The organism is Enterobacter sp. PL_is511, from assembly GCF_055816065.1.
Window position 1 is genome coordinate 409,210 of the sequence record NZ_JBVPGP010000024.1, and the last position, 12,811, is coordinate 422,020.

The window sequence follows — 12,811 nt, forward strand, 5'->3', positions numbered from 1 at the left end:
AAACAATAAAAACGGCAACCCTTGGGTTGCCGTTTTGCTTTTACCTAACTGTGCTTATTCTTCAATTCAAACCGTGGTGACACCAGACCGTACAGCGTCCAGCCCATAAAGGTCACCATCGCGCCATACAGCATCGCTTCCTCACCGGATGAGTAGAGCGCGTAGAAGCTGTAAATCGCGCCAATCAGCGCCACGATATTCGCCGCACGCGCCTTGCGTGGATCCACCTTCGCGACTTTCTGAATAATCACCAGCGCCGCCATCGACAGAATATACGGAATGATATTTGTCACGACCGCCAGGTTGACCAGCACGTTGAACTGGCTGTTCAGCGACGGGCTAATGGTCATCAGCGACAATCCGCTCTGGAAGATAACAATCGCCAGCATGCCCTGCACCGGCGCATCCGCTTTGGTCACGCGGGAGAAGATTTTTGGGAAGTAACCTTCATCAGCGGAGGATTTAAACACCTGTGCGATGGTGAACTGCCACCCAAGGAGTGAACCGCAGCAGGACATCACCATCAGACCCATGATCACTTTCCCGACTTCCGGAGTGAACATCTGCGCGAAGGCCAGCCCGAACGGCGCCGTGGAGTTAGCCAGATCCATATTCGGTACGATGCCCGCAATGACGTTAGTCGAGACGATATAGATCACCGCCGCGCCCAGCGTTCCGCCAAGGACCGCAATCGGCACGTTCTTTTCAGGATTGTCCACCACTTCCGCGTTCGCGCAGGCGGATTCCAGCCCCAGGAAAGCCCAGAGCGTCATAGCGATAGAAGAGCCCACAGCGGTAAAGAACGGCACATGGTGCGGGTTCCAGGAGTTGGCGTACAGCGTCGGGCTGAACCAGAACCAGCCGATGATGCACAGGCCGACAACCGGGATAATCACACCCCAGACGGTGATGCTGGAGAGCTGTCCGGTGATACGCGCGCCGCCAAAGTTAGCTACGGTGCAGATCCACAGAACCCCGATGGTCGCCAGCCCAATTTGTACCGGGCTGAGCGTCGCGCCAAACAGCTCCGTACCGTAACCTACGGCGGAGATGGCAATCGCCACGTTGGCGATCAGCAGCGACACGCCGTAGGTGTAGTTGGCCATAAAGTTGCCCGACTTGCCAAAGGCGTATTCGGCATAGCCCCCCATCCCGCCTGACTTACGGCTGAACATCCCGCACTTGGCGAACGCCCACGCCAGCGCCATTGAACCGACTGCCGTCACCAGCCAGGAGATGATAGAGATGGTACCCACCTCTGCAAGCTTGGTGGGCAGCATGATAATCCCGGAGCCCATCATGTTCACCATGGTGAGGATGGTCAGCTGCACCACGCCCATCTTATTGGACTTACTCATAATTTCTCTCCTTTCAGCAGCGTGGACTGAGCGGTGGGTTGTTTGATGACATTGCAGCGAACCTGTTTGCGGCCCTCACACTCCTCGACGTACACACCCTGCAGCTCCGGCGCGAAGCCCGGAAGAAGGTTGATGCCTTCTTCCAGGGCGGCAAAGTAGCGCAGCACGGAACCGCCCCAGACTTCCCCTGGGACAACACACAGTACCCCCGGCGGATAAGGAAGGGCGCCTTCGGCGGCGATGCGGCCTTCCGCGTCGCGCAGGGAGACCAGCTCAACTTCACCGCGCAGATAGGCGTAGTTCGCGTCCTGCGGGTTCATCATCACGCGTGGGAAGTGAGACTTGCGGAACATCTCTTTCTGCAGCTGTTTCACGTTGTGGCGGGCGTACAGGTCATGCATCTCCTGGCAGATCTGGCGCAGGGTGTAATCCGCGTAACGTTCCGGATGCTGTTTGTAGAGAGAAGGCAGGACCTCTTTCAGCGGAGCATCGCTCTCGAGCAGTTTTTCGAAGCGCACCAGCTGCGCCACCAGCTGCTGCAGTTTGCCCATATCTTCCGCAGGCGTGAGCAGGAACAGGATCGAGTTGAGATCGCATTTTTCCGGCACGATGCCGTTTTCACGCAGGAAGTTGGCGAGGATAGTGGCGGGCACGCCGAAGTCGTCATACTCCCCGGTGCGGGCGTTAATGCCCGGCGTGGTCAGCAGGAGCTTGCATGGGTCGATAAAATACTGATGCTCTGCGTAGCCTTCAAAAGCGTGCCAGTTTTCACCCGGTACGAAGTGGAAGAAGCGCAGATCGGTTGCAATCTCCGCCGTGTCCCAGCTTTCCCACGGACGACCATCCACCGTCTCCGGCACGAAGGGACGCAGATACTGGCAGTTCTCCAGGATCAGCTTGCGCGCTTCGATACCGTTCACCACGCAGTCCATCCACATGTTGCGGCCGCTCTGGCCTTCATGCATACGGGCGTTAATGTCCAGCGCAGCGAACAGCGGATAGAACGGGCTGGTGGAGGCGTGCATCATAAAGGCATTATTCAGCCGCTTATGCGGGACATAGCGCTGCTGGCCTTTGATGTGGCTGTCTTTCTTGTGAATTTGCGAGGTCTGGGAGAAGCCTGCCTGCTGTTTATGCACGGACTGGGTAACCAAAATCCCCGGATCGTTTTCGTTCAGCTCCAGCAGCAGCGGCGAGCAGTCGGCCATCATCGGAATAAACTGCTCGTAACCCACCCAGGCCGAGTCAAACAGGATGTAATCACACAGGTGCCCAATCTTATCCACCACCTGACGGGCGTTATAGATGGTGCCATCGTAGGTACCCAGTTGGATCACCGCCAGACGGAACGGACGCGCATCGCGTGCACGGCCCGGCGCCACCTCTGCTACCAGCTCGCGCAGATAGCTTTCTTCAAAGCAGTGGGCGTCAATGCCACCAATGAAGCCGTACGGGTTACGCGCGGTTTCGAGATAGACCGGCGTTGCGCCAGCCTGGAGGAGGGCACCGTGATGGTTAGATTTGTGGTTGTTACGGTCGAACAGCACCAGGTCGCCCGGGGTAAGCAGGGCGTTAAGCACCACTTTGTTGGATGACGAGGTGCCGTTCAGCACGAAGTAGGTCTTATCGGCATTAAAGACCTTCGCCGCATGTTGCTGCGCAATGCACGGCGCGCCCTCGTGAATCAGCAGATCGCCCATTGCGACGTCGGCGTTACACAGATCGGAGCGGAAAAGCGTCTCACCAAAGAAATCGACAAACTGATTACCGGCAGGATGACGGCGGAAGAACTGACCGCCCTGATGCCCAGGACAGTCAAACGCGCTGTTACCCTGCTTCACATAGTCGACCAGGGCGCGGAAAAACGGCGGACGCAGCTGGGTTTCGTACTTCAGGGCCGCTGCTTCCAGCTGGCGTCCATAAAAGTCGTTGCTGGTGTCTGAATACTCAAATACGCCATGAATGCGCGATAAATAGTCTGCCGGAATGATCTCTTCTTTATGCGTCGCGACAAAAACAGGAATGCCAAAACCGGTGGCTTCTATTTCGTCCAGGATACCGCTGGCAATATCCGTTACCGCCAGAACAATGGCGGCAACATCAATATAATCAGAAGCGCGGACATCCACCAGTTCACGCTGGGTGGTAAAGCAATCCGGACAGGCACGGCTGGCTGCGATTTTTAAACTTTTCATCTTTCTCTCTTTATTTTAGGTAATAAGCGTCCCTCGATTTCTTGCAAGAAAGAAATCGATAATTTTCCGGAAAAAAAGCAAAGGGTGGCCGCTGATTTAAATCAGTGAATTGCTTTTTTGATGATTGAAATTCAGTCCGCCCGGTGCGGATGAGTCTGAATCAAGATGAATGAGCGCACGGGTTCACAGGCAAAAGCCTGTAAAATAAGATGTTTCAGGATGACCTGTAAGCGAGTGCGCCAGAAGTCGAAGGACTACCGGGCATTAAAGAGATGAAAGTCAAAGCAGTTTCGGTGGGCAAACATCATGATATGTGTTGTCCGCCTTATATGGGGCATTAAGCGATTGTTGTTTTCCATGATTCATTTTCCTTTCAGTAATTGAAAGCATGGTCATTTTATCCAGGAAAAGGCGATTAACCGTGAGGTAGATCACCGATAATCGATCAAATCAGAAATAAATATTCGTTTTAGATGAATATCGCAGATCAAAATTCTGATTTGTTGATGCTGCGTTAATGGGTTGTGTTATCAATGTTTTAAATGAGCAAAAATAACCCGTAAAAATAACGTATGGGTTATTTGTGAAATATTTTCTGAGGGATTTAGTTTTATTTAGAAATAAAATGAATAGTTATTCAAAGCATAAACCGATAACCGATACCGGTTTCAGTTAATAGATGGCGAGGGCGAGCGGGGTCGACTTCGAGTTTCTGACGAAGATGTCCCATATATATGCGTAAATAATGACTATGTTCCACAGCGTTGGGTCCCCACACCTGACTTAACAGCTGGCGTTGGGTGAGAACCTTACCGTGGTTGTTGAGCAGTACGGCGAGCAGGCGAAATTCTATCGGCGTGAGGTGAATCTCCTCATCGCCGCGCACAATGCGCCGCGCGGCCAGGTCAACCCGGATATCCCCAAACGTGTAGGTTGGGTCAGCAGGCGTGGTTGCGCTGTGGCGACGCAGGGCCACGCGAAGGCGGGCCTGTAGTTCGCCGATCCCAAAAGGTTTAATCAGATAGTCATCCGCCCCGGCATCCAGCGCCGCGATTTTATCCGTCTCTTCAGTACGGGCGGAGAGCACGAGGATCGGCATCTGGCTCCACTGACGGACTTCCCGGATAAAATCGATGCCGTCACCGTCCGGTAGGCCAAGATCGAGGATCACCAGGTCCGGCTTGCGGGTAGCGGCTTCAATTAAACCCCGCTGAAGCGTACCCGCATCATGAACGCGCAGACCGTCTCCTTCCAGCGCAGCGCGCAGAAAACGGCTAATGGCGATCTCATCTTCAACAATCAGAACGTTGATCACAAATCCTCTGGTAATTCATTAAGTTCTGGCGGGGTTTCCAGAGGAAGTGTAACACAAAACCGCGCGCCGCCTTCCGGACGATTCTCTGCGGAAATGGTCCCGCCATGGACGTCAATGATCGCCTGGCAAATCGCCAGCCCCAGCCCGACGCCTGGAATGGCCGACTCCTTATTGCCGCGTGCGAATTTTTCGAAAATAGCCAGCTCCTGCCCGGCTGGGATGCCGGGGCCGGTATCCCAGACGTCAAGACGAAGCGTACCATCGTCCACCGTCGCATCCACCCCAATCCGGGCGCTGGAGCCCGCATATTTGCCGGCGTTCTCCAGCAGGTTGATCAGCACCCGCTCAAACAGCGGACCGTCGACGTGAATTAACGTCAGAGGCTCGGGCATGTTCAGCGCGATATGTCGCCCACCCAGGCCGGGTTCGAGCATTTTCAGGGCGCTGCCCACCACCTCTTCCAGCGTGAGCCACTCTTTTTTGAGGTTAAAACCGCCTGACTGGATACGCGCCATATCGAGCAGGTTATTCACCAGGCGCGTGGTATTCAGCACATGCTGGCGGATCTCGCTGGCCTGAAGGGCGTGTTTAGAGCCTTCCGCCGCCAGGTCAAGCGTCAGGATTTCTGACTGACCAAACAGGACGGTGAGCGGGGTCCGCAGATCGTGAGAGAGCGCCGCCAGCAGCGAGTTACGAATGCTTTCACGCTCGCTCGCCAGACGGGCCTGTTCCTCGCTGGCGGTAAGGGCCAGTCGTTCCAGCGCGCTGGCAACCAGCAGCGTAAACGTCTCCAGTAAACGCTGCTGTTCGGGGATCATCAGCTGGCGCAGGTTGGAAGGCTCTACGATGACCAGCCCCTGATTTTTATCGGCACTGCGCAGCGGCAGAATTTGATAGGGCACGCCGGGGAGGGTGTCGGTCCCTGCGCCCGCCGGTAAGCCTTTGTCAAAGCTCCAGCGCGCGATGGCTTCGTCCCAGGGCGTCATGCCGCTGGCCGAGGTCAGCGGGCGCAGCTTACCGTGTTCGTCCGGGAGTAAAATCAGGTTGCTGGCATGAAACGTCGAGCGAATAAACTGCTCGCTGGTCTGCACGATATCCAGCGGCGTACGGCCCACCGCCAGCGATTTCGACATCTCATAGAGATGGCGCGTACGCTGTTCGCGGTAGCGGGCGATGCGCGCCTGGTAGCGCACGCCCGCCGTCAGATTCCCGATCACCAGCCCGACGGTGAGCATCACCGCAAAGGTGAGAATGTACTGTACGTCCGAGACGGCGAGCGTCCCGCGGGGAGCAATAAAGAACAGATCGAAGCTGATGACGTTGACAACCGTCGCCAGTACCGACGGCCAGCGCCCGTAAAAGAGCGCCACCACCACCACGCCAAGAAGGTAGATCATCACCAGGTTGGCGGCATCAAACGCAATCAGCCACTGGCTGGCAATGACGGTAATCAGGGCGCAGAGCACGACGGCGACAAGACAGCCGCGAAGCTGAATGCGCCATTTATCGCTGAAGGTGCGGCTGTCCGGCGCGCGATTCGGTAAGGGGGTAGGTTTGTCATCCAGCGCCACGATCACCAGATCCAGATCCGGCGCACGACGAGCCAGCTTGTCGGCAAAGGATTCGCGGCTAAACCAGCGGCGATGCTGGCGACGGCCAATGACGATTTTCCCCAGGTTGTGCTCGCGCGCGTAGCGCAGAATGGCTTTATCTTCCTGCGGATCGGAAAGCGTCGCGGTTTCGGCACCCAGCTCCTGCGCCAGGCGCAGCGAACTCAGGATCGCGCGACGCTGGTTTTCGGGCAGCGCGTGCAGCTGCGGCGTTTCGACATACACCGCATGCCAGACGCTGCCAAATTTGGCAGCGAGGCGCGCGGCGGTGCGGACAAGCTTTTCGTTGCCGCTGCCGTGGCCGACGCACAGCAGGATGGCATCCCGCGTGTGCCAGACGCGTTCCTGGCCCTGCAGGTCGCGCCAGGCGCGCATCTGATCGTCCACCCGGTCGGCGGTTCGGCGCAGGGCCAGCTCGCGCAGGGCTATCAGGTTGCCTTTACGGAAGAAATGTTCGATGGCGCGCTCGGCCTGGCCGGCGATATACACTTTGCCTTCGTGCAGGCGCTGGCGCAAATCATCGGGGGGCAGGTCGACCAGCACCACCTCGTCCGCGGAATCAAAGAAGGGGTCGGGCACCGTCTCGCGCACCTGAATGCCGGTCACGCCGCTGACCACGTCGTTCAGGCTTTCGAGATGCTGAACGTTAACCGTGGTGAACACATCGATACCGGCTTCAAGTAGCTCTTCAACATCCTGCCAGCGTTTTGGGTGGCGTGAGCCTGGCGCATTGCTGTGCGCCAGTTCGTCCATCAGGATAAGGGCGGGACGGCGGGCGAGGGCGGCATCGAGATCGAATTCGGTGACTAACCGACCGCGATGGCTGATGCGGCGGGGCGGCTGGGTAGCCAGCCCCTTCAGCAGCGATGCCGTCTCTTTACGTCCGTGGGTTTCAACCACGCCGATCAAAATATCGAGCCCCTGCGCCCGAAGCCGCTGGGCTTCCGTCAGCATGGCGAAGGTTTTCCCGACGCCCGCGCAGGCGCCGAAGAAAATTTTCAGTTTGCCACGATGGGCTTCAGCCGTCTGTTCAAGCAGCCTGTCCGGATCCGGGCGCATGGGCTCGTCGGTCATTTAGTTTTTCCTTAGCGCGTCCAGCGCCAGATTCAGCTCAACAATATTTACCACGGGCATGCCGATGAAGCTGACCAGCGGCTTTTGCGTGTGCTCTGCAACCAGCTGGCTCACCTGTTCGACGGTTAGCTGGCGGGCGGCGGCGACGCGCGGGATCTGCCATGCCACGGCTGCCGGCGTCAGGCTGTAGTCCAGCCCGCTGGCCGAGGCGGTCACCAGCTCCACGGGTACTTCCCGGCTGGCCTGTGAATTCGCGGCGCGAAGGGTTTCCACGCGCTCAGCGACGGCTTTGTCCAGCTCCGGGTTGCTGCCCGCCAGGTTGCTGCCGCCGGATGCCATCGGATTATACGGGCTTTCGGCAGTGGCGGAAGGGCGTCCCTGGAAGTAGCGGGCATCCGTAAAGTTCTGACCAATCAGGCGAGAACCGCGGTTTTCACCGTTTTGCAGTATCAGCGAGCCGTTAGCCTGATCCTTAAACCACCACTGGCCCAGCGCGGTGGTCACCAGCGGGTACAGCCCGCCGGTAATGAGAGACAGCAGAATAAACAGAAGTATAGCGGGGCGTAACATGGTCATTTGATTCACCTTTTAAACCAGGCCGAACAGCGTCAACAGCAGGTCGATAACCTTGATACCGACGAAGGGCACCACCAGCCCGCCCAGGCCGTAAATCCACAGGTTACGGCGCAGCATGGCGGCCGCCGTGAGCGGCTTGTAGCTCACGCCCTTCAGCGCCAGCGGGATCAGGAAGACAATAATCAGGGCGTTAAAGATGACTGCGCTCAGAATGGCCGAGGCCGGAGAGTGCAGGTGCATCACGTTCAGGGCGTTTAACTGCGGATAGGTCGCGGCAAACGCGGCCGGAATGATGGCGAAATACTTCGCCACGTCGTTGGCGATACTGAACGTGGTCAGCGACCCGCGCGTCATCAGCATCTGCTTGCCGATGTGTACCACTTCGATCAGCTTGGTCGGGTTAGAGTCGAGGTCGACCATATTGCCCGCCTCTTTTGCCGCCTGGGTACCGGAGTTCATTGCCACCGCCACGTCGGCCTGCGCCAGGGCAGGGGCATCGTTGGTCCCGTCACCCGTCATCGCCACCAGACGGCCTTCCGCCTGATACTGACGAATCAGTGCCAGCTTGGCTTCCGGGGTGGCTTCGGAAAGGAAATCATCCACGCCCGCTTCGGCGGCAATCGCCGCGGCGGTAAGACGGTTATCCCCGGTGATCATTACCGTTTTGATCCCCATCTTACGCAGCTGGGCAAAGCGCTCCTTGATGCCGCCTTTGACGATATCCTTCAGCGCAATTACCCCCAGCACATGGGCCCCTTCGGCCACCACCAGCGGCGTCGCCCCCTGACGGGCCACGCTTTCGACCAGGCTGTCCACTTCCGGCGGGAAGTGACCGTTGTTAGCCTCGATGTGGCGGCGGATGGCGTCAACCGAGCCTTTACGGATCATGCGATCCTGAATGTTAATGCCGCTCATGCGGGTTTGCGCCGTGAAGGGCACGAACGTGGCGTGCAGGCTCTGAACGTCGCGCTGGCGCAGGTTAAAGCGTTGCTTGGCGAGGATCACGATACTGCGGCCTTCCGGGGTTTCATCGGCAAGCGAAGAGAGCTGTGCGGCATCTGCCAGCGTTTTTTCATCCACGCCCGGGGCGGGTAAGAAATCTGACGCCTGACGGTTACCGAGGGTGATGGTCCCGGTTTTATCCAGCAGCAAGACGTCCACGTCACCGGCGGCTTCCACCGCACGCCCGCTGGTGGCGATAACGTTGGCACCGAGCATACGGCTCATGCCGGCCACGCCGATGGCCGACAGCAGGCCGCCAATGGTGGTTGGGATCAGACAAACCAGCAGCGCCACCAGTACCGTGACGGTGACCGCGGTACCGCCATAGGCAGAGAATGGCCACAGCGTCGCGGTTGCCAGCAGGAAGACAATGGTCAGGGCCACCAGCAGGATGGTCAGGGCAATTTCGTTTGGCGTTTTACGGCGCTGGGCGCCTTCCACCATGGCGATCATCCGGTCGAGGAAGGTTTCACCCGGGTTAACGCTACACTGGATCACCAGCCAGTCGGAGAGAATGCGCGTCCCGCCCGTCACGGAGGCGAAATCGCCGCCGGACTCACGGATCACCGGCGCGGATTCGCCGGTGATGGCGCTTTCATCCACCGATGCGCCCCCTTCAATGACTTCGCCGTCGCAAGGGATGATGTCACCGGCTTCCACCAGCACCACATCGCCTTTACGCAGTTCATCCGCCGGAACGTGGTCCATCTGCGCGCCGTATTTCGGTTCACGTAGCTTGCGCGCGAAGGCGGTTTTTTTCACCCCTTTCAGGCTGTTGGCCTGGGCTTTACTCCGGCCTTCCGCCAGCGCTTCCGCAAAATTGGCGAACAGCACGGTAAACCACAGCCACAGGCTGATGGCACCGGTAAACATCGCATTCCCCGGCATGTGGCCCGTTCCCATGGCAATCGCCAGGCCGGTGGTCAGGACGCTTCCCGCCCAGACAATAAACATCACCGGGTTGTGCCACTGCACGCGCGGGCTCAGCTTTTTCACCGCATCCATGAGCGCCTGACGAACTAATGACGGTTCGAACAGGGCCAGTTGTTTACGACTCATGACAATTTCTCCGCAAAATCAGCGTAAAGAGAGGTATTCCGCGACCGGGCCTAACGCGAGGGCGGGGATAAAGGTCAGGGCGCCAACCAGTAACACGGTGCCCGTCAGCAGGCCGATAAACAGCGCGCCGTGGGTCGGTAACGTCCCGGTGGTGGTCGGTTGGATTTTTTTGTTCACCAGCGATCCGGCAATCGCCATAACCGGCACAATGATCCCGAAGCGACCCACGAACATGCAAAACGCCAGCAGGCAGTTCCAGAACGGTGAGTTGGCGCTTAAGCCTGCAAAGGCGCTGCCGTTGTTGTTGGCGGCAGAGGAGACGGCATACAGCACTTCACTGAAACCGTGAATGCCAGGGTTAAAGATGCCGCTGCGTCCGGCCTCGGTCATCAGCGCCAGCGCGGTGCCGAGCAGCACAAGCGCCGGGGTGACCAGAATCGCCAGCGCGGTTAATTTCATCTCGCGAACGTCGATTTTTTTACCCAGATATTCCGGGGTGCGGCCAATCATCAGACCGGCAATAAACACCGCCAGCAGCACGAACAGCAGCATGCCGTAAAGACCCGAGCCTACGCCGCCAAACACCACCTCGCCAATCTGCATCAGCCACATCGGGATCATGCCACCCAGCGTCGTAAAGGAATCGTGCATGGCGTTGACCGCCCCGCACGAGGCAGCCGTGGTGACCACCGCATACAGGCTGCTGGCAAGAATGCCAAAGCGGCTCTCTTTACCTTCCATATTGATTGCGCTGTCGGCACCCAGTGTCAGGAAGTGCGGATTACCCTGCCATTCGGCCCACATCACCAGCGCAACACAGACCACGAAGATAAGCGACATCGTCCAGAGCAGGGTGCGCCCCTGACGGCGATCGTTGACTACGTCGCCAAAGGCAAAGCAGAGCGCGGCGGGGATCAGGAAAATCGCCAGCATCTGCACAAAATTGGTCAGGGCGGTAGGGTTTTCAAACGGGTGCGAGGAGTTGGCGTTGAAGAAGCCCCCGCCGTTCGTCCCGAGCATTTTGATGGCTTCCTGCGACGCCACCGGCCCCATCGGCAGGAGCTGTTTTGCGCCTTCCAGCGAGGTATAAGGCGTGTAAGGCATCAGGTTTTGCAGGGTGCCCTGCTGAATAAAGAACAGCGCGATCAGCAGCGCAATCGGCAGCAGGATCCACAGCGTAATGCGCGTCAGATCCACCCACGCGTTACCCAGCGTGCTCACTTTCTGGCGCGCAAACGCACGCGTCAGCGCGAAGATCACCGCAATACCGCTCGCGGCAGAGAGGAAGTTCTGCACGGTTAACCCGACCATCTGGCTGAAGTAGCTGAGCGTGGTTTCACCGGAATAGGACTGCCAGTTGGTGTTGGTGACAAAACTGACAGCCGTGTTCAGCGCAAGATGCCAGGACAGGCCCGGTAATTGTTGCGGATTCAGCGGCAGAATGCCCTGCAACATCAGCATGGCAAAAAGCGCAATGAGCCCAACAATATTCAGCAGCAGAATGGCGATCAGATAGTCACGCCAGTTCATCTCCCGATCGTCTATTCCCAGTACGCGCCAGATCCCTTTTTCAACGCTTCCCGTGCCGGGCAGGGGAACGTTATTGATTAGCCGTGCCAGCCCCGAGCCCAGCGGCCTTGCCAGGACGAACAACACCACTAAGAAACTGGCAATAAGCAAAAACGCCTGAGCAGCCATCAGAATGCCTCCGCATTAATCAGGGCATAAACCAAATAACCCAATAACAGGAACACCAGCACGATGCCGGCAATAAGACCTGCACTCACAATCCACCTCCGGGTGACTTTTGTTGTTGTGCTAACGGTAGGATTTATGGCGCAAAGATTTCGCAAAAATGAGAAGGGCGGGTGTAAAAAAAGTATAAAAATGGCAAAGCCCACAATTTAACTATTGATAAGTAAATCGTTAACTTTTTTGTAACTTAATTACGGTGTGAGTGTAAATTTTTGCTAAACGGACGAAAATAAGTGGTCGGATGAGTAGTAAAATTACAAACAAAGCGATATTATTTTAGCCAGGTCACAGATTTTGAATTTTCCGGATGACATTTCCGGCCAACTATAGGGGAGAAAAATATGGATCTTTATAAAGAGTTTCCGGCTCATATCGTGTTCATGCGCCGCGCTTTCGCCGTAGTGGCTGGCGTGCTGGCTCTGCCGGTGATGCTGTTCTGGAAAGATCGCGCACGTTTTTACAGCTATCTGCACCGCGTCTGGGCGAAAACCAGCGAGAAGCCGGTGTGGATGGATCAGGCCGAGAAAGCGACCTGCGACTTCTACTAAGACTACACGCAGCAATAAAAAAACCGCCAACAGCAATGTGGCGGTTTTTTTGTCCCTCGGGATTCGCGGTCCGTTGGGTGGTCTTCAAGCCCTCGTCAGAGGCTTAAAAGAATATCTCGGGTCCTTAAGTAATCAAACTGCAACTCCCTAAATATATTCTTAAAAACCTTTTCGGTGGATTACGTTTTACGCCAGGGCCAACTACTATGCAGCGTCCCTTTCCGCCATCTCGCACATGGGCACCGGTCCCGGGAAAGGCGTGACCACAACCGTAAGTCAGGCTCTCGTCAGAGCTTGTGTCCACCGACTTATCACCGGT

At 57.2% G+C, this 12,811-nt stretch carries 10 protein-coding genes; 1 reads left to right on the forward strand and 9 read right to left on the reverse strand.

All coding sequences use genetic code 11. The annotated features are described in order from the left end of the window. Positions 1 to 44: 44 nt before the first annotated feature. The 9 genes from potE to kdpF form a co-directional block, all read right to left on the reverse strand. Positions 45 to 1,358, reverse strand: coding sequence for a putrescine-ornithine antiporter (gene potE / locus AC0TN7_RS17380; protein ID WP_248163596.1), 1,314 nt, complete (start codon positions 1,356 to 1,358; stop codon positions 45 to 47). Next, positions 1,355 to 3,553, reverse strand: coding sequence for an ornithine decarboxylase SpeF (gene speF, locus AC0TN7_RS17385; RefSeq protein ID WP_463726963.1), 2,199 nt, complete (start codon positions 3,551 to 3,553; stop codon positions 1,355 to 1,357). Before speF ends, potE begins: the two co-directional genes overlap by 4 nt. Before the next feature lie 254 nt (positions 3,554 to 3,807). Continuing rightward, positions 3,808 to 3,912, reverse strand: a complete 105-nt coding sequence (speFL, locus tag AC0TN7_RS17390; RefSeq protein WP_003858645.1) for a leader peptide SpeFL — start codon at positions 3,910 to 3,912, stop codon at positions 3,808 to 3,810. A 278-nt stretch (positions 3,913 to 4,190) separates the two neighbouring features. Continuing rightward, entirely contained in the window at positions 4,191 to 4,868 is a 678-nt protein-coding gene (kdpE, locus tag AC0TN7_RS17395; protein ID WP_024908812.1) for a two-component system response regulator KdpE, read from the reverse strand. After that, on the reverse strand, positions 4,865 to 7,552 hold the full coding sequence (kdpD, locus tag AC0TN7_RS17400) for a two-component system sensor histidine kinase KdpD (RefSeq protein WP_024908811.1): 2,688 nt from the start codon (positions 7,550 to 7,552) through the stop codon (positions 4,865 to 4,867). Before kdpD ends, kdpE begins: the two co-directional genes overlap by 4 nt. After that, positions 7,553 to 8,128, reverse strand: coding sequence for a potassium-transporting ATPase subunit KdpC (kdpC, locus tag AC0TN7_RS17405; protein ID WP_463726962.1), 576 nt, complete (start codon positions 8,126 to 8,128; stop codon positions 7,553 to 7,555). 12 nt (positions 8,129 to 8,140) lie between these two features. Then, on the reverse strand, positions 8,141 to 10,189 hold the full coding sequence (gene kdpB, locus AC0TN7_RS17410) for a potassium-transporting ATPase subunit KdpB (RefSeq protein ID WP_024908809.1): 2,049 nt from the start codon (positions 10,187 to 10,189) through the stop codon (positions 8,141 to 8,143). 18 nt (positions 10,190 to 10,207) lie between these two features. Further along, positions 10,208 to 11,887 carry a potassium-transporting ATPase subunit KdpA gene (gene kdpA / locus AC0TN7_RS17415; protein ID WP_463726961.1) on the reverse strand — a complete coding sequence of 560 codons (1,680 nt, stop codon included), beginning with the start codon at positions 11,885 to 11,887 and terminating at the stop codon, positions 10,208 to 10,210. Next, entirely contained in the window at positions 11,887 to 11,976 is a 90-nt protein-coding gene (kdpF, locus tag AC0TN7_RS17420) for a K(+)-transporting ATPase subunit F (RefSeq protein WP_014069365.1), read from the reverse strand. Before kdpF ends, kdpA begins: the two co-directional genes overlap by 1 nt. A gap of 309 nt (positions 11,977 to 12,285) precedes the next feature. Between kdpF and AC0TN7_RS17425 the strand changes: the two genes are divergently transcribed. After that, positions 12,286 to 12,492 (forward strand): YbfA family protein, encoded by a 207-nt coding sequence (locus tag AC0TN7_RS17425; RefSeq protein ID WP_008501079.1) that lies wholly within the window; start codon positions 12,286 to 12,288, stop codon positions 12,490 to 12,492. Positions 12,493 to 12,811 lie beyond the last annotated feature (319 nt).

Bases quoted from the DNA above. Each gene is read 5' to 3' on its own strand.
- speFL (WP_003858645.1), bottom strand. From the start codon at position 3,912: ATGGAAAACAACAATCGCTTAATGCCCCATATAAGGCGGACAACACAT.
- kdpA (WP_463726961.1), bottom strand. From the start codon at position 11,887: ATGGCTGCTCAGGCGTTTTTGCTTATTGCCAGTTTCTTAGTGGTGTTG.
- speF (WP_463726963.1), bottom strand. From the start codon at position 3,553: ATGAAAAGTTTAAAAATCGCAGCCAGCCGTGCCTGTCCGGATTGCTTT.
- kdpB (WP_024908809.1), bottom strand. From the start codon at position 10,189: ATGAGTCGTAAACAACTGGCCCTGTTCGAACCGTCATTAGTTCGTCAG.
- potE (WP_248163596.1), bottom strand. From the start codon at position 1,358: ATGAGTAAGTCCAATAAGATGGGCGTGGTGCAGCTGACCATCCTCACC.
- kdpD (WP_024908811.1), bottom strand. From the start codon at position 7,552: ATGACCGACGAGCCCATGCGCCCGGATCCGGACAGGCTGCTTGAACAG.
- AC0TN7_RS17425 (WP_008501079.1), top strand. From the start codon at position 12,286: ATGGATCTTTATAAAGAGTTTCCGGCTCATATCGTGTTCATGCGCCGC.
- kdpC (WP_463726962.1), bottom strand. From the start codon at position 8,128: ATGACCATGTTACGCCCCGCTATACTTCTGTTTATTCTGCTGTCTCTC.